Here is a 16,313-nt window from a genome sequence, read left to right on the forward strand (position 1 = left end):
TGTGGCGGGTGCCCGCCTCCCGGCTGGGCTGGGCGCCCGTGGCCGCCGTGCCGGACCTCGAGGCGTGGTGGGGCGGCTGGGGCTGAGCGGGCCGGTGTCCGCGGGGCTGGCACAATCGCGGACAGGACGGAACACGGGAGGACCGATGAGCGAGCTGGACGAACTGGACTTCGCGGCGCTCTCCGCGTTCCTGGCCTGGTGGTTCGGGAAGACGGGCGTCGACTGGATCCGGCGCGAGGACGGCTGAGGAGAGAGGACGCAGGCGTGCACGAGGACGAGGGACGACGCCGGCACTACGGGCACTTCTACGGGCTCGAGGACCTGCCCGAGGACGACCTGCTGCTGGTGTGGGGCAACTGCCAGGGCGAGTCGTATCGGCGGCTGCTCGGCGGGGAGCCCGGCACACCGCTGCACGGGGCGGACCTGGTGAGCGTGCGCGTGCCGCCCGCCTTCGAGGCCCAGCCGGACGAGGTCGCGCACCTGGAGCGGCTGCTGCCGCGCGTGAAGGCGCTCGTCACCCAGCCGATCCCGCACGACTACCGGGGCATGCCCATCGGCACGGACCAGCTCGTGGCCCGGCTGCCCGAGGACGCCGCCGTGGTGCGGATCCCCGTGGTGTACGACGTCTCGCGCTTCCCCTGGCAGGTCACCCTCCGCAACTGGAAGTTCGCGCCCGGGGCGGCCGAGCGGCCGGGGGAGGACCCGCCCGTCGTGCCGTACCACGACCTGCGCGTGCTGGCCGAGGCGGCGACGGGCCGTCGTCGGGAGGTGGCGCCGGCGGCGATCCGTGAGGCCGCCGCCGCGTCCGTGCAGGCGCTGCGGGCGCGGGAGGAGGCGAAGGGGACGCTGTCCATGGCGGATCTGGTGGCGGCGGAGCGGGGCGTCGGCTTCTACACCGTGAACCACCCGACCAACACACTGCTGACCCGCGTGGCCGAGCGCGTGGCCGAGCGCCTGCCGGGCGACGTCGCCGTCCAGCCCGTGCCCGCCTCCCGCGTGCTCCTCGGCGGGGTGCGCGCGCCCCTCGAGGCGCCCGTGGTGGAGGCCCTCGACCTCGACGCCGCGCCGACCGAGGACTGGACCGTGGCCGGTCAGACCGTCCCGGCCGAGCAGCTGCGACAGACCCACCTGGACTGGTACGCGCAGAACCCGCAGGCCGTGGAGGTCGGGATGCGCAAGTACGCCGACCAGCTGCGGCTGCTGGGCCTTACGGGCTAGCGCCGGCCCCGGCCACCAGGGGAGGATGGGCGGCACGTCCCGTCTGCCGCGGAGCACGTCTGCGGGGGCGGTCGTACCGTTTCCTTGACCCCGTCACCCCACGGAGGACCACGTGACCGAGCAGTACGACATCCTGATCGTCGGCGGCGGCAACGCCGGCGTGTCCTTGGCCGCCGCACTGCGGCGGAAGCGGCAGGGTCGGGTCGCCATCGCCGACGGCCAACAGCTGCACCGCTACCGGCCGATGCTGAACTACGCGGCGGGCGGGCAGGCGGACATGGCCCGGTTCGAACGGCCGATGCGGGCCGTCATCCCGGACGGGGTCGAATGGATCCCGGACCACGTCGTGGCCGTGGACGCCGAGGAACGGACCGCGGTGACGAGCACCGGGCTGACCGTGGGCTTCCGCCACCTCGTGCTCTGCCCGGGGCTGACCCCGTGGTGGGGTGCGATCGACGGGCTGCGTGAGGCCTATGCCGCCGGATGGGCGGCGAGTGCGCACGTGCCCGAGCACGTGGACGCCGCCCGGGCGCTGCTGTCGCGTGTGGCCGCGGGGGACCGTGTGGTGGCGAATGTGCCGGCTGAGCCCTCCTCGTGCGGCGGCACCGTGCTCAAGGCGCTGTTCCTGGCCTGCGCGGCATGGGAGCGCACGGGGATCCTGCCGGACGTGGACGTCCACCTGGTGACCCCGTACGGCCGGATCCTGGACCGGCAGACCATCGACCCCGCTCTGGCCGAGGCCGTGGCGAGGTACGGCATCCATGTGCACGCCGGCGCAGAGGTGAACGCCGTGGACCACGAGGCCCGCGAGGTGGTGCTCAACACCGGTGAGCGGATCACCGACGTCGCGGCCGCGTACATCACGCCCGTGGTGCGGGCCCCGGAGTTCATCGCCGAGGCAGGCCTGGCGGACGACGGCGAGGCCGGCCTGGCGGCCGTGGATCCCGCGACCCTGCGGCATCCCGTGCACCCGCACGTGTGGGCGCTGGGCGACGCCGCCGCCCTGGGCACACGGCCCTCCGGCGGAGCCCTGCGCCGGCAGGTCAAGATCCTGACCCAGAACATCCAGGCCGCGGACGCGGGGAAGCCGCTCCAGAAGTACGACGGCTACACCGTGATCCCCGTGATGGTCAGCCGGGACGAGCTGGTCCTGGACGAGCACGTCCGCGACGGCTCCGAGGACCGGTCGATCCCCGGCGTGGACCTGACGAAGCCGCGGAAGAGCACGGCGGCCTTCGACCGCCTCGGCCAGCCCCGGATCTACTGGCACCGACTGCTCAAGGGCAAGGTCTGAGCCCAGCGTTCTCGCTGCCGCGACCCGTGCGGCGGACGTGCTGTCCCTCGCGGGGCGCCCCCGCCCGATCCGGATGACGGCGCCGGCCCGCCGAGCGTTTTCGTTCGGGAAACGGCGGCGTGTCGCATTGCTGTCGTTCGGGAAGCGGCGCCCTGCCGACGACGTCGGCCTCAGTCGTCGCGGCCCCGCACCGGGCGCTCCTCGAGCGTGGTCTGCACGACCCGCCCGCGCTCCCAGCTGTTCGCGCCCGGCACCACGTCCGGGACCGGGATGTCCGCGCGGTTGCGCCGCTTGGCCGCGGTGTCCACGCCCACGCGCTCGTCGCGGGCGCGCAGGAGGGCCTCGTCCACCTGGCCGTCGCCGGTGAGGCCCATCATCAGCTGGGGGATGCCGTACGGGAAGTCGTCCCGGTCGTACTGCCAGGTGTGGAACGTCTTCCCGTAGGTGTGGATGAGGTCTTCGAAGTAGCTGTGCTCGGCCAGCTCGGGCACCCCGGGGGCGGTGAGGGCGCCGGAGGTCACCTCGTAGTGGTGGCTGTGCCACAGGCGCCGCTCCTCCTCGGGAAGGCTGCGGAACCGCTCCTCGCTGATGATGTACTCGATGCCGATCAGCCGTGCGTCCGGCGCGTTGCGGTCGAAGATCACGCACTGGTGCAGGTCGTGGCGCAGGTGGATGCAGAAGTGGCTGGCTTCGACCTGCCGGCCGAGGTCGTCTGCGTAGAAGTGCAGTCCGTTGAGATAGGTGCTCATTGCGCCCATGGGGTACTTCGGCTGGACCAGGCCGGATGCCGCGTCCAGGAGTCGGTGCTTGAGCGGGTGGCCCTTCCCGACGGCGGCCATGAGGGCGATCTTGCGGGCTGCGGTGACAGCGGCCGCGGTGCCCAGTCCGGCGGCGAACCCGAGGGCGGTGGAGGACAGGCGATGGGTGCTCATGGCCCCACGCTAGGAGCGCGGGGCGGACTCGGCCAGGGTGGTGGGGCTGCCGGGTCTGCCGGGGCTGCCGGGGCTGCTCAGGAGGCGGGGACGGCGGATCGTCTGCGCATCTGACCCTTCTGAGTGGGCGCGTGGTCGCCAGAAGGGCCAGAGATGCAGAAGATTCCGGGCGGCCGGCGGGCGCGACGTCGGTCCATACGACACGCGACAATGCGCAAAATCCATTTGCGCTAATCGTCTATCGACTAAGGCTCACCCCTCTTGTGCTATTCGTAGGCCGGAGTAATCTCGATTCCAGCAGCACCGTCCCGGCCCGGGGCGGTCCCGAACCGGGAGGATCACGCCATGACCACCGCCGTCCGCACCTGCGCCGCCAGCGCCTGCGCCTTCAACGCCGAGTCGTCCTGCAACGCCCTGGCCATCACCGTCGCCGGCTCCGACCGTACGCCCGGCTGCGGCACCTTCGTCCAGCTGGACGTCCGCCGCCCGGTGACCGAGGGTGCCTCGACCGTCGGTGCGTGCCACCGCCTCGAGTGCACCTACAACGCCGACCTCGCCTGCACCGCCGAGGGCATCGAGGTCACGGACGTGGCCACCTGCGCCACCTACACGATCGACTGACGCCGCCCCTCAGGGGTGGGCGACCCGCGCCGGGATCGCGTCCAGCAGTCGCCGCCAGGCGTGCCGGGGGCTGTGGTTGAGCCGGCCTGCACCGGGCAGGGCCACGTGCACCGCGGTGGTCTCGCCGTCGCGGACGCGCAGCAGGGTCACTCCAGCTTCGTCCGCGTCGAGGGCGTGGGCGGGCGACTCGGGCAGGGGCCCGGTGCCGACCTGCAACGGGGTGCTCTCGCCCGGCAACAGGCCCAGGGCGACGGCGTCGGCCAGGTCCGCGAGCACCTCGGGGGCGGTGCCCAGCACGTCGTCCGCCAGGTCTGCGAGCTCGGCCTGGTCGACGAGCCCCCGCGACGTGAGCGGCAGGGTGTGGCGGCAGAACACGGCGACGCCGTCGACGTCGTGCAGCAGGATCCGCTGGGTCTCGACGACGCCCACGCGCACCCGTGGGCCGACGTCGGCCACGAGGTCCGCGACGCGGCCGCGCAGCCCCAGCTCCGCGACCTCGGCCGAGTCCCGGCACCAGCGCAGGGTGCCGAGCAGATGCACGGACGCCAGGCGGGTGGGGAGCGTGAGGTCCAGGGCGTCGCGCAGGACGTCCACGCGCACGTCCAGCGGCGCGGGCGTGTGGAACGCGCCGAGCGAACCGAAGAGGTTGGGGACGTGGGCGACCACGAGGCGGCCGTCCGCGCTCACGCCGTGGACGGCCGTGGTGAGCGTCTCGCCGGCGCGGAAGGTCGTGACCTCGACGGAGCCCTCGCCGCGGAGCAGCCGTTGGGCCAGCAGCAGACGACGGGGCGCCACGGGCGGCAGCGGATGGGCGGGGTGCGTGGAGGCGTGGGCCATGGGGGTCCTTCCGGCGGGGGTCCGTGAACCAGTAAGGCACACCTCAGTGAGATACGCAAGGCGAGTGTTGTGTATTTATCGGGTGCGGGGCGGTTGGGGTGCGTGGTGCTGGGCTACGGTGACGGGACTCACATGCCGTCGTGGAGAGAGCCAGCCGATCATGACCTTCCGCCCCACCTGGGCTGACCCCGTTTCGTAGGTCCAGTCGTTATGAGAGTCGTCCTGTTGCCCGCGGTCGCGGGCAGGGAGACTGGTCAGATCATGACGAACAGCAGGAAGCGTCACACCCCCGAGCAGGTCGTCCGTGGCCAGCACCGGGCAGTTCCCGTGGCCATCACTGGGCAGTCCTCATGGCCGTCAGCGGGTCATTCCCTGGCCACCTATGGGCAGCTTTTCATGGCCGCTTACAACCATGAAGATCGGTCTCCGCAAGCCCAGCCTGAAGAAGTCCATCAAGGCCCGCACCACGGGCCGCGCCAAGCGTGCGATCAAGCGCAAGGTCATCCCCGGCTACGGCCGCAAGGGGATGGGCTGGCTGCGCGATCCGAAGCGCGCCGCCTACAACGCCGTCTACCGGCGCACCACGGTCGGCCTGGGTGACGTCCTGAAGATGTTCAAGTGACCTCCACGCCCTCGCGCACCTGACCGGGGTCGGCCCGGGGGAGGCCCGCCACCGGCCCGCGCCGCCGGCCTGGCCGCTCACGGCCCGGGCTGTCGCCCGCCCCTCACCGGCCCGCGAACGCCTCCACCCGCCGCACGGCCTCCGGGTGCTCGGACGCCGCCGCGATCGACGCCGCCTCCTGCCGCACATGCGCGCGCAGCGCCTCGACGTCGGCCCCGCGCGCCAGCGCCTTCGTCGGCCCATAGGTGTGCGCCGGACCGGCCACCAGCTCGTCCTCGAGCTCCGCCAGACGCGCCGCGAACGCGCCGCCGGCCACCGCCTCGGTCGCCAGGCCCCACTCGACGGCCTCGGCCCCGTTCAGGCGCCGCCCGCCGAGCAGCAGCTGCGTCGCGCGCACCGGCCCCAGCACCCGCGGCAGCCAGTAGGACACGCCCGTGTCCGGTGTCATCCCGAGGGCGGAGAACGCCGTCACCAGCTGCGCGTCCTCGCGCACCAGCACGACGTCGCCGCCCAGCAGGAGCCCGAGCCCCGCCCCGGCGGCCGTCCCGTTGACGCCGGCCAGCACCAGCAGGCGAGAGCCCGTCAGCGCCACCGCGACCTCGCCCGCCGCCTCGCCGAGTTCCTGGATCATCGCGCGTCGCTCCGGCCCGGCGGGGGAGGCGGCCATCGCCTGGACGTCCCCGCCGCCGCAGAAGATCCGCCCCGCGCCGGTCAGCGTGAGCACGTGCACGGACTCGTCCGCCTCGGCCGCGGCGATCGCCGCGAGCACCTCGCGCGCCATCGTCAGTCCGAGCGCGTTGCCCTTCGCGGGCCGGTTCAGCGTCAGCCGCACGACGCCGGGCCGCGTCTCGACGAGGACAGCGGGGGCGTCGTCGGAGGAAGAAGGGGTGGGTGCGGTGCTCATGTCAGCTCCTGGGGTTGGCGGGTGCGGTGCACGGGTGCCGGCCGCGAGGACGGCCGGCCGGGCATGGGGTGGGTGCGCGATCCGAAGCGCGCCGCCTACAACGCGGTCTACAAGCGCACCACGTTCAGCGTCTGGGACCTGTTCCGCTGAGTCTGTTCCTCACGCGGGCTGGTCCGCCTCGTCCTCGTCATGCTCCTCCACGCTGCGGATCAGGGCCCGCAGGAACGCGGCCGCGCCGGCGAGCTCGGCCGGGGTGAGGCCCTCCACCGCGGCGAGCATACTGCGGTGCATGGCGCCCAGGGTGGCGCGGACCTCGTGGTCCGTCTTGGCCGTCGGCTCCACCACCACGGATCGGCGGTCCTGTGGGTGGGGCGCCCGTCGGGCGTAGCCGTCTCGGACCAGTCGGTCCACCAGGGCGCTGGCGGAGGCCGGGGTGATCTCCAGGGCGCTGGCCAGATCCCGCTGACGGACCTTGTGGCCGCGTCGGTCGGCCCGCAGCAGGTAACGCAGGGCTGACAGGTGGGTCTCTCCCATCCCCATGCTGTCCCGGGTGCGGGCGCGCATGCGCCGTTCGGCCTCCCGGTAGCGTCGCAGCAGGTTGAGCACGTCCACAGGTTCGATCTCGCGGGCGCCGCGGGTGTACCAGTAGCCCGACGTCGGTTCGCCATCCGTGCTGGTCAGCGTGGTGTGCTCCTCACCCATGCGCTCTTGAACCTCCCTGTTCACGTCACCCCGAAAATTTGGTTAGTCTTCCTAACGCATAGTTAGACTAACATTTTCCAGGTCACGGCGATCTCTGTGAGGGGGCGCCCGGGCCGCGGCGAGAGGAATGTCATGACAGCAACGCTGGAGGCCCCCCAGGCCATGGGGCGGACCCTGTCCGCCGTCCCGCCCGTCCTCGAGTCCCCGGCGCCCCAGCCCGCCGCCTTCCGTCAGCGCTGCGCCCGCCTGGCCATGAGTGCCGCGCGGGCCGTCACCGTGTTCCCCGAGGTCGCTGAGGCCAGGTTCGCCATCACCGGCACCCCCTCCGCCCCCGCGCTGGAGGTGGACTGCATCCTGCGGGACGGAGAGGACACCGCGGCGGTCATCGAGACCATCACGGTGCACCTCGTCGAGGACCTCGAGGAGCTGCTCGGCGCACGGTTCCACGAACGTCGGCTGGAGCTGGTCGTGGACCGCAGCCTGCCCCGGGTGGGCGTGGGGGTCGTCTCCGCGCCCTGAGGGAGGCGCTCACGCGAACGCGCTCATCCCGGTCAGGTCCCGGCCGAGGATCAACGCCTGCACGGACTCGGTGCCCTCGTAGGTGTGCAGCGCCTCGACGTCGGCGAAGTGCCGCATCACCCGGTGCTCGAGGAGGATGCCGTTGCCGCCGAGCATGTCGCGGGCGATCTGCGCCACCCGCCGCGCGCCCCGCGTGCAGGCGTACTTCAGCAGGGACGCCTGCTCGTCGCGCAGCCGCCCCGCCGCCTGCAGGCGGGCCACGGCCACGCAGCGGGTCTGCATCGCGGTCACCTCGTCCAGCATCTGCGCGAGCCGTTCCTGCACCATCTGGTGCGCCCCCAGCGGCTTGCCGAACTGCTCGCGCTGCCGGGCGTACGCGAGTGCGGCCTCGAACATGGCGGTCGCGTGGCCCAGCGCGGACCAGCCCACGTTCACGCGGGTGGCCACCAGCACGCGCGCGGCGTCCTTGAACGTCGCCACGCCCGGCAGCCGCGCGTCGTCGCCGACCCGCACGTCGGTCAGCGTGATCTCCGCCTGGTGGATCGCCCGCAGCGCGCCCTTGCCCGTGATCACCTCGGCCTCGTAGCCGGGCGTGGACTGCTCCACCACGAACCCCTTGACCTGGCCGTCCTCGGTGTCGCGCGCCCACACGATCGTGATGCCCCCGGCGGCCCCGTTGCCGATCCACTTCTTGGCGCCGTTCAGCACCCAGCCGCCGGCGCCGTCGGGCCGCGCGGACGTCTCGAGGGACACCGAGTCCGAGCCGTGCAGCGGCTCCGTGAGCGCGAACCCGCCCGGCAGCGTGCCGCGCGCCACCGGCTCGAGGTACCGCTCCTTCTGCCCCGGGCTCGCGCAGTGCACCAGGGCGCGCAGCACGAGCCCGCCCTGCACCGCCGCCGCTGCCGCCATCGACCCGTCCGCCCGGGAGATCTCCATCGCCACCAGGCCCGCGGCCAACGGGGACATCACCGCATGCCCCGGCACCTCCAGCCCATCGGTGAGCAGGTCCAGCTCGCCCGCCCGCGCCACCAGGTCCAACGGGTACTCCGCCCGGTCCCAGTGCCCGTCGATCCGCTCGAGCACCTCCCGGCCGTAGGCACGGGCGCGGGCCCAGTGCGCGCGGTCCTCGTCCGTGGCCTCCCCGAACGCGTCCAGGTAGTCGACGTCCAGGGGCGTGACGACGTCGTAGATCGGCTTCTGCAGGCTGGTCACTTCGACCCCTGCGTCCGCTCGGCGCGCAGCGCGCGCTTGAGCAGCTTGCCCGACTGGTTCCGCGGCAGCTCCGCCACGAAGTCCACGCGCTTGGGCACCTTGAAGCCCGCCAGCCGCTCCTTCACGTGGGCGCGCACGGTCTCCGCGGTCAGCTCGGCGCCCTCCTTGAGCACGACGACGGCGGTCACCGCCTCGATCCAGCGCTCGTCCGGCAGGCCGATGACGGCGACCTCGGCCACCTCGTCGAGCTCGTAGATCGCGTCCTCGACCTCCCGCGGGGCGACCAGCACGCCGCCCGTGTTGATGACGTCCTTGATGCGGTCCACCACCTGGATGTAGCCGGCCGCGTCCTGGGTGACCTGGTCGCCGGAGCGGAACCAGCCGTCGTCGGTGAACGCGTCCGCGGTGGCGTCCGGGCGGTTCCAGTAGCCGGAGAGCAGCTGCGGCGAGCGGTACTGGATCTCGCCGGGCTCGCCGGGCGCGGCGGGGGCGCCGTCGGCCGTCATCACCCGCGCCTCCACGTGGAACACGGGGCGGCCGCATGAGGCCGGCCGCGCGTCGTGCTCCTCGGGGCGCAGCACGGTGCACAGCGGGCCCAGCTCGGACTGGCCGAAGCAGTTGTAGAAGCCGATGCCCGGCTGACTCTGACGGAGGCGCTGCAGCACGGTCACCGGCATGATCGAGGCCCCGTACTGGGCCTTGTGCAGCGAGGAGAGGTCGCGCGTGGCCAGGTCCGGATGGTTCGCCAGCGGCACCCAGACGGTGGGCGCCAGGAACAGGGAGCCGATGTGCTCGGTCTCCACGAGCTCGAGCATCCGGGGGATGTCCGGGGCGGCCAGCAGGCGCACCGTGGCGCCGAGGCTCAGGTAGGGGAGCAGGAACACGTGCATCGCGGCCGAGTGGTACAGCGGCATGGCCACCAGGGGGCGGTCCTCGGCCGTGAAGTCCAGCGCGATGATCGAGGAGAGGTACTCCGCCACGAGCGCCCGGTGGGACATCATGGCGCCCTTGGGAGTGGAGGTGGTGCCGGAGGTGTAGAGCAGCTGGGCCAGGTCGGTGGCCGACACCTCCGCCTCCGGGGCGGCGGCGTCCAACGTCTCGTCCCGGGCGGTCTCCAGCACGGAGGGCTCGGCGTGGCCGGCGGGGAGCATGGTCCACACGTGCCGCAGAGCCGACGCGCGGCCCTCGGCCCGGACCTGGTCGACCCGCTCGAGCATGCCGGCGTCGGCCACGAGCAGCTCCGCGCCGGAGTCCTCGAGGGCGTGCGCGAGCTCGCCGCCCTTGAGCGCGAAGTTCACGGGCACGTGCACGTAGCCGGCCGTGACGCAGGCCAGGAAGAGCAGCGCGTAGGCGTCCGAGTTGGTGGCGTAGGCGGCCACCCGGGTGCCGGCCGGCAGGCCGGTGTCCTGGAGGCGGCGGGCCACGCGGTGCGCTCCGTCCCGGAGCTGGGCGTAGGTCCAGTCGCGGTCCTCGAAGCGCAGGGCGACGGCTTGCGGGGAGCGGGCGACCGCGCGCGCGAACACGCGGCCGATCGTGTCCTCCGGGGCGGGGGAGGGGTCGGTGGGGTGGGTGATCTGGTCGGGCATGGGAACCTCCGGGGGATGGGTCAGAGACGTTCGATCACGGTGACGTTGGCCTGGCCGCCGCCCTCGCACATGGTCTGCAGGCCGTAGCGGCCGCCGCTGCGCTCGAGCTCGTGCAGCAGCGAGGTCATCAGGCGGGCGCCGGTGGCGCCGATGGGGTGGCCCAGGGCGATCGCCCCGCCGTTGACGTTGACCTTCGCCGGGTCCGCGCCGGTCTCGGTCAGCCAGGCCAGCACGACGGCGGCGAACGCCTCGTTGATCTCCACGAGGTCCATGTCGTCGATGGTCAGGCCCATGCGCTTGAGCGCGTACGCCGTCGCCGGGATCGGGGCGGAGAGCATCATGACGGGGTCGGCGCCGCGGGCGGAGAGGTGGTGGATGCGGGCTCGCGGGGTGAGGCCGTGGCGGCGCACGGCCTCCTCGGAGGCGAGCAGGAGGGCGGCCGCGCCGTCGGACATCTGGGACGCGGTGGCCGCGGTGTGCAGCCCGCCGGGGACGATCGGGTCGAGCGAGGCGATCTTCGTGGCGTCCGGGGTGCGGGGGCCCTCGTCCGCGGTGAGGCCGGCGAGGGGCAGGATCTCGCGGTCGAAGCGACTGTCGGCCTGGGCGGCGAGCGCGCGCTCATGGGAACGGACCGCGAACTCCTCCAGGGCGTCACGGTCCAGGTTCCAGTGCCGGGCCATCATCTCGGCCCCGCGGAACTGGGAGATCTCCTCGTCCCCGTAGCGGGCGGCCCAGGACTCGGAGCCGGTGAACGGGTCGGGGAAGCCGAGCTCGCGGGCGGCCGTGTTGGACAGGGAGAGCGGGATCGCGGACATGGACTGCACGCCACCGGCGACGACGAGGTCCGCCGTCCCGCTCATGATGGCCTGCGCGGCGTAGTGGACCGCCTGCTGGCCGGAGCCGCACTGGCGTTCGACCGTGGTGCCGGGGACGTCCTCGGAGAGCCCGGCCGCGAGCCAGGCGTTGCGCGCCACGTCCATGGCCTGCGGGCCGAGCTGGTCGATGCAGCCGAGGATGACCTCGTCGTACTCGGCCGAGTCGATGTCCTGGCGGGCGACGAGCTCGCGCAGCGGCGCGGCCGCCAGATCGAGGGGATGTACGCCGGCGAGCCCCTTCCCTCGGCGACCCACGGGGGTGCGGACGGCGTCGATGATGTAGGCCTCGGGCATGGGGGCTCCTCCGGACGGCGGGGACGTGACGCCGATCACGCTATTGCTTGGACATCCAACGATCAAGAGTGTGACGGGATCCGTCGCGGCGGCGTGGAGGGCGCCGTTTCGTCAACGAAAGCGGCTCGGGGCGCGCCGTTTCGACCACGAAAGCGCTGGGGGTGGGCGTCGCCTCGCCCTGGTCAGGACCCCCTGCCCCGGGCCTACCGTGAGGGCCAGCGGCGCGCACCCGTGCCGCCGAGACGAGAGGAGCCGGCCATGGCCACCCCGCACACCCCCGACCCCCAGGACGCCCGGCGCGCACGCGAGGCGACGGACGAGACCTCCGGCGCCGCGTTCGACGGCGACACGCCCCCAGCCGAGGGCGCGGGCGTCGGCCCGGACAACCCGGGCATGGACGTGGAGCAGACCGGCGAGCGCTCGGCGGGCAAGATCGTGCTCGGGCTGATCATCGCCCTCGTGGTCATCGGCGTCCTGCTGTTCATCCTGGGCCGCGTCGCCGGCCTCGGCTGAGCCGCGGCGCAGACCCCTCGGGCACGCCACCGGCCCGACACGACCGCGGGGCGGGCACCGATCCGTCGGTGCCCGCCCCGTGGTCGTGTCCGCTCCGCGGTGATGCCGTTCAGCGGCGACTCCGCGCCCGCGCAGCGGTCAGAAGCCGCCGCCCACGGTCCGGCGGCCACCCGCCGTGCGTCGGCCGGCGGCACCGGACCGGCCGCGGGAGGCGAGGGCCCCGCCGAGCAGCCCGCCCAGCAGGCCGGTGCCGAGGCCGCCCGTGGACCGGGCCGAGGGTCCGAAGCCGCCGCGGTACGCACCGGAGCTGCGCCCGCGCGTCGTGCTTCCGGCGCCGCGGCGCGAGAGCTCACGCAGCGCCAGACCGCCGAGCGTGCCCAGGAGGGCACCGCCCAGGCCGCTGGACCGGCGTCCCTGAGAGCGGGCCTGCCGGCCGAAGCCGGGGGACCGGCCGATGTGCGCACCGATGGTGGGTCGGCTGGAGCGGCGGCCACCGCCGCCGAGAGTGCGGGTGAGGCTGGAGAGGATGCCCATGGTGTCCTCCTCGGACGTCGTGCCGGCCACTCGTGCGTGGCCGGTCGGGTGCGCCTCAACCTAGGCGCCGACCCCCGCACGGTGTCCAGACCGCGCCTCCTCATGCATCGAGGCGGGATATCCACCCCACGGCCGCCCGCGGCAGCCGGATGGGGTCGATATCCCGCCTCGAAACGCGCGGGCGGGGGCGTCAGTCCTGGAGCGGGGAGGTCTTCGGCTCGTCCCTCCAGAGGGCCACGTTCCGCGCCTCGGGCAGGTCGGAGATGTGGAAGCCCGGATCCACGCCCGCCTTGAGCTTGCGCTCGTAGTCCCGGAGCAGCTTCACGGCCAGCCCGCCCAGCGGGATGATCGCCACGAGGTTGATGGTCGCCATGAGGGCCGCGAACGTGTCCGCGAGGTTCCACACCAGCGCCACGGAGCCCAGCGCGCCGCCGACCACGCACACCAGCACGAGCACGCGGAACACGATGATGGCCCGACCCGCGTGGCGGCCGGCCAGGTACCGGATGTTGGCCTCACCGTAGTAGGTGTTGCCCAGCACGGAGGACCAGGCCAGGAAGAAGATGATGACGGTCAGCGCCGGGCCGGCCCACGCGCCCACGGCCTGCTGGAGCGCACCCTGGGTCACCTGCATGCCGAGCGCCTCCCCGCGTCCGTAGGCCGGGTTGGAGAGCAGGATGACGAACGCGGTGGCCGAGCACACGATCAGGGTGTCGAAGTAGACGCCCAGGGACTGCACGAAGCCCTGCTTGGCCGGGTGGGAGACGGCCGCGGTGGCGGCGGCGTTCGGGGCGGAGCCCATGCCGGCCTCGTTGGAGAACATGCCGCGGCGCACGCCCTGCATCACCATCGTCATGCCGACGGCGGCGCCCGCGACCTCGCGCAGGCCGAAGGCGTGGCCCACGATCAGCGCGATCATGCCCGGGACCTCGGTGATGTTGACGACCATCACGATCAGGGCCAGGAAGATGTAGAACGTGGCCATCACGGGGACCAGCACGTTGGTCACGGCCGAGAGCCGGCGCACGCCGCCGAAGATCACGAGGCCGGTGAGGGTGGCCAGGCCCAGGCCCACGATCCACGCGGTGGTGGAGGACGCGCCCCAGTTGGCCTGCACGGACTCGGAGATCGAGTTGGACTGCACGGCGTTGAACACGAAGCCGTAGGTCACGGTGATGGCGACGGCGAACACGGCCGCCAGCCACTTCGCGCCCAGGCCGTCGCGGATGTAGTACGCGGGGCCGCCGAAGTAGCCGTCCGAGCCCTTCTGCTTGTACAGCTGGGCCAGCGTGGACTCGACGAACGCGGTGGCGCCGCCGATGATCGCCAGCAGCCACATCCAGAACACGGCGCCCGGGCCGCCGATCACGATCGCGATCGCCACGCCGGCCACGTTGCCGGTGCCCACGCGCGAGGCCGCCGAGATGGTGAAGGCGCGGAACGGGCTCACGCCGTCGTTCTCGAACCCGGTCTGGGACTTGCCCGTCACCGACCGCAGCATCTCCGGGAGCATGCGCACCTGCACGCCCACGGTCCGGATGGTGAACCACACCCCGGCCACGAAGAGCAGCGCCATCACGACGTACCAGTACTTGTTGTTGAAGGCGGTGACGGCCGCTGTGATCTGTTCCACTGTCGCTTCCACAGCCCCACCCTAGAGGCTGGGGCGGAGGACGGGGAATCGGGGGCCGGGGTCAGCCGGCGGCGTCGTCCTCGACGCGGAGCTGGATCAGCTGCCCCATCCGCTCGGGCAGGTCCCCCTCGGGGGTGCCGACGCTGGCGTGGCGGGCGGCGGCCCGGGCGAGGTCGTCGGCCAGTTCGTTGCCGTGCACGCCCACGTGGCCCTTGACCCACGTGGTGTCCACCTGGACGTCCGCGGCCTGCGCCAGGTCGACGGCGGCCAGCAGGCGCCGCAGGGTGCGGCGGATGCGCTCGCCCCGGGCGCCGCCGAGGGTGAGCCGCTCGCGGCGGGCGGCGTTGAGCAGGGCCAGCGCGGCGCGCGAGTCCGAGTGGATGGTGACCCGGCCGCCGGGGGTGCCCGCCCACGCGCAGATCACGTGCCCCAGCACGAGCGCCTCGAGTTCCACCTCGAGCGGCATCGTGGCCCCGGCCACGGCCTGCACGGCCCACATGCTCGGCCCGGCGACGGCGGCCGCCCCGCCGATGCGGGAGCCGCGCAGCACGGAGCCGTCCACGTACACGTCCGTCACGTCCGCCTCGTCCGCGAACGTGAGGCTGTGGGTCACCCCGGGCAGGTTGCGGCGCAGGAAGCGGTCCGTGCGGCGGCGGGAGAGGAAGACGCCGGAGGAGCGGCGCAGCGCGTCCTCCTCCTCCTGGGCGGCCTCGATGGCCTCGAGCGGGATCCGGGCCGCGCCCGTCTGGGCGACCGTCTCCGGGTCCACGTCCGGCAGCAGGTAGCTGGAGCGCTGCGTGCCCACGGGGGACTCGTCGAGCCGGTAGGAGACCACGCGCGTGTCCACGGGGGCGAGGACCTCGAGCAGGGAGAGCAGCTCGGCGTCCCGGTCCGAGCGCAGCCGCACGATCACCGGGCGCTCCGGTGGCAGGTCGACGGTGACGGTGGACCAGAAGACGCTCAGATGCGCCGTGCCGACCATCCCGGTGTAGACGTGGCCGCGGACGTCGTCGCCGAGCTCGCGCAGCTCGAGCTCGCGGGCCACGTAGACGATGCCCCCGGCCTGGACCTGCATCCGACGACGGGGCCGGTGCGCGTGAGGTCGACGCCGTTCCGGTCCCGCGGGGTGCCCCGAGGCCGGCGGGCACGGACCACGCGCAGCGGGCGGTGCTGCTCCTCCGCCTTGGCGCCCGGGCCACGGAAGTCCCAGCCCACGTCGACGAGCGCCGCGGGGTGTGCGGGCTCGACGTCGTGATGCAGCGTCCGGTCCACGACCGTCCGCGGGTGGTTGATCCGTGCTCCCATGGCTTCGCCGGCTGTGTCGAAGGGGACCGCGCCGGAACTGTGAGCCGGGTCCGGCGGGCCATGCTGGTCCTGCGGCGGTCGGGCGGGATCGCCGTGGACGAAGGGGACGACCCGTCCCGACCTGTTCTGCTCTGGGCGACCTTACCGAGCGCACCTGTGAGGAGGCAGGTCTCCTCTCCTCGGCCTCCCGCGCGGCGGCGTCGGACGAGGGGTCAGAGCGGGTCCGTGCGGTGCCGCTGCACGTCCGGGCCGGTCGGCACGCCGAGCGCCTGCGCCTGCGCGCGCTGCTGCCGCAGGGACACGGTGCCCAGCAGCAGCGCCAGGGCCCGCTCCCCGTCCTCCGGGGTGTCCGCCGCCTCGGTGAGCAGACGGTGCAGGCCGAGGCCGCCCAGCCCGAGCGCGAGGGCGGAGAGCACCACGTCCGCCCCGTCCCGGTGCCGCAGCAGGGCGGCCTCCGCGGCCTCGGCGCGGCCCGCCAGGTCCGTGACGCGGCGGGCGCGCACGGTCTCCTCCGCCTCGGCGACGATCCGGTCCGCCACCCGCGCCAGCAGCGACTGCTTGTCCGGCACGTGCCAGTACAGCGCGGAGGCCTGCACGCCCAGCACCCCGGCCACGCGCCGCATGGACAGGTCGCCCATGCCGAAGTCCTGCAGGATCCCGACGGCGGCGTCCACCACGTCCTGGGCGGTCAGCCGGGGGCGGGGTGCGGGCG

At 73.3% G+C, this 16,313-nt stretch carries 18 protein-coding genes; 7 read left to right on the forward strand and 11 right to left on the reverse strand.

Features of this window, described 5'->3' with window-relative positions:
* The first annotated feature begins 264 nt into the window (after positions 1 to 264).
* Both J1M37_RS00005 and J1M37_RS00010 read left to right on the forward strand, forming a co-directional pair.
* Positions 265 to 1,218 (forward strand): WcbI family polysaccharide biosynthesis putative acetyltransferase, encoded by a 954-nt coding sequence (locus tag J1M37_RS00005; protein WP_078026233.1) that lies wholly within the window; start codon positions 265 to 267, stop codon positions 1,216 to 1,218.
* 112 nt (positions 1,219 to 1,330) lie between these two features.
* Entirely contained in the window at positions 1,331 to 2,512 is a 1,182-nt protein-coding gene (locus J1M37_RS00010; protein WP_078026234.1) for an NAD(P)/FAD-dependent oxidoreductase, read from the forward strand.
* Between the two features lie 170 nt (positions 2,513 to 2,682).
* Here the strand turns inward: J1M37_RS00010 and J1M37_RS00015 are convergent, their stop codons facing one another.
* Positions 2,683 to 3,444, reverse strand: a complete 762-nt coding sequence (locus J1M37_RS00015) for an OBAP family protein (protein ID WP_206451926.1) — start codon at positions 3,442 to 3,444, stop codon at positions 2,683 to 2,685.
* 345 nt (positions 3,445 to 3,789) lie between these two features.
* Here J1M37_RS00015 and J1M37_RS00020 point away from each other — a divergent pair, with 345 nt between their 5' ends.
* Positions 3,790 to 4,065: a DUF1540 domain-containing protein gene (locus tag J1M37_RS00020; protein WP_041102637.1), complete on the forward strand. Its 276-nt coding sequence runs from the start codon at positions 3,790 to 3,792 to the stop codon at positions 4,063 to 4,065.
* A gap of 9 nt (positions 4,066 to 4,074) precedes the next feature.
* Here the strand turns inward: J1M37_RS00020 and J1M37_RS00025 are convergent, their stop codons facing one another.
* Positions 4,075 to 4,902 carry a hypothetical protein gene (locus J1M37_RS00025; protein WP_206451927.1) on the reverse strand — a complete coding sequence of 276 codons (828 nt, stop codon included), beginning with the start codon at positions 4,900 to 4,902 and terminating at the stop codon, positions 4,075 to 4,077.
* Between the two features lie 412 nt (positions 4,903 to 5,314).
* Here J1M37_RS00025 and J1M37_RS00030 point away from each other — a divergent pair, with 412 nt between their 5' ends.
* Positions 5,315 to 5,524, forward strand: coding sequence for a hypothetical protein (locus J1M37_RS00030; RefSeq protein WP_002857973.1), 210 nt, complete (start codon positions 5,315 to 5,317; stop codon positions 5,522 to 5,524).
* A 103-nt stretch (positions 5,525 to 5,627) separates the two neighbouring features.
* Here J1M37_RS00030 and J1M37_RS00035 read toward each other — a convergent pair whose 3' ends face one another.
* Complete coding sequence (locus J1M37_RS00035; RefSeq protein WP_206451928.1) at positions 5,628 to 6,428, reverse strand: enoyl-CoA hydratase/isomerase family protein; 801 nt, start codon at positions 6,426 to 6,428, stop codon at positions 5,628 to 5,630.
* Positions 6,429 to 6,449: 21 nt separating this feature from the next.
* Between J1M37_RS00035 and J1M37_RS11640 the strand changes: the two genes are divergently transcribed.
* Positions 6,450 to 6,578, forward strand: coding sequence for a hypothetical protein (locus tag J1M37_RS11640; RefSeq protein WP_255351296.1), 129 nt, complete (start codon positions 6,450 to 6,452; stop codon positions 6,576 to 6,578).
* 9 nt (positions 6,579 to 6,587) lie between these two features.
* On the opposite strand, the gene J1M37_RS00040 is transcribed toward J1M37_RS11640, so the two are convergent.
* A complete protein-coding gene (locus J1M37_RS00040; RefSeq protein ID WP_002857975.1) occupies positions 6,588 to 7,130 on the reverse strand; it encodes a MarR family winged helix-turn-helix transcriptional regulator in 543 nt (180 codons plus the stop codon).
* A gap of 132 nt (positions 7,131 to 7,262) precedes the next feature.
* On the opposite strand from J1M37_RS00040, the gene J1M37_RS00045 reads away from it, so the two are divergent.
* The gene (locus tag J1M37_RS00045; RefSeq protein ID WP_095694970.1) at positions 7,263 to 7,649 is read left to right on the forward strand and encodes a hypothetical protein; all 387 of its coding nucleotides are present in this window, start codon (positions 7,263 to 7,265) and stop codon (positions 7,647 to 7,649) included.
* A 9-nt stretch (positions 7,650 to 7,658) separates the two neighbouring features.
* Here J1M37_RS00045 and J1M37_RS00050 read toward each other — a convergent pair whose 3' ends face one another.
* The 3 genes from J1M37_RS00050 to J1M37_RS00060 are packed head-to-tail and all read right to left on the reverse strand — an operon-like array spanning position 7,659 to position 11,616.
* Positions 7,659 to 8,861 carry an acyl-CoA dehydrogenase family protein gene (locus J1M37_RS00050; protein WP_206451929.1) on the reverse strand — a complete coding sequence of 401 codons (1,203 nt, stop codon included), beginning with the start codon at positions 8,859 to 8,861 and terminating at the stop codon, positions 7,659 to 7,661.
* Complete coding sequence (locus tag J1M37_RS00055) at positions 8,858 to 10,447, reverse strand: fatty acyl-CoA synthetase (protein WP_206451930.1); 1,590 nt, start codon at positions 10,445 to 10,447, stop codon at positions 8,858 to 8,860. The genes J1M37_RS00050 and J1M37_RS00055 overlap by 4 nt, the downstream gene beginning before the upstream one ends.
* Before the next feature lie 20 nt (positions 10,448 to 10,467).
* On the reverse strand, positions 10,468 to 11,616 hold the full coding sequence (locus J1M37_RS00060) for an acetyl-CoA C-acetyltransferase (RefSeq protein ID WP_206451931.1): 1,149 nt from the start codon (positions 11,614 to 11,616) through the stop codon (positions 10,468 to 10,470).
* 258 nt (positions 11,617 to 11,874) lie between these two features.
* Here J1M37_RS00060 and J1M37_RS00065 point away from each other — a divergent pair, with 258 nt between their 5' ends.
* Complete coding sequence (locus J1M37_RS00065) at positions 11,875 to 12,129, forward strand: DUF6480 family protein (protein WP_206451932.1); 255 nt, start codon at positions 11,875 to 11,877, stop codon at positions 12,127 to 12,129.
* 138 nt (positions 12,130 to 12,267) lie between these two features.
* Here J1M37_RS00065 and J1M37_RS00070 read toward each other — a convergent pair whose 3' ends face one another.
* The 4 genes from J1M37_RS00070 to J1M37_RS00085 all read right to left on the reverse strand — a co-directional run.
* Positions 12,268 to 12,663, reverse strand: a complete 396-nt coding sequence (locus J1M37_RS00070) for a hypothetical protein (protein ID WP_049146465.1) — start codon at positions 12,661 to 12,663, stop codon at positions 12,268 to 12,270.
* A 190-nt stretch (positions 12,664 to 12,853) separates the two neighbouring features.
* Positions 12,854 to 14,296 (reverse strand): amino acid carrier protein, encoded by a 1,443-nt coding sequence (locus J1M37_RS00075; protein WP_206451933.1) that lies wholly within the window; start codon positions 14,294 to 14,296, stop codon positions 12,854 to 12,856.
* 61 nt (positions 14,297 to 14,357) lie between these two features.
* A complete protein-coding gene (locus J1M37_RS00080; RefSeq protein ID WP_241250724.1) occupies positions 14,358 to 15,371 on the reverse strand; it encodes an RNase H family protein in 1,014 nt (337 codons plus the stop codon).
* A 442-nt stretch (positions 15,372 to 15,813) separates the two neighbouring features.
* On the reverse strand, positions 15,814 to 16,313 hold a 500-nt coding region (locus J1M37_RS00085), incomplete at its 5' end, for a TetR family transcriptional regulator (protein WP_241250725.1).

Source organism: Micrococcus sp. KRD012 (assembly GCF_017168555.1).
Lineage (GTDB): Bacteria > Actinomycetota > Actinomycetes > Actinomycetales > Micrococcaceae > Micrococcus > Micrococcus luteus.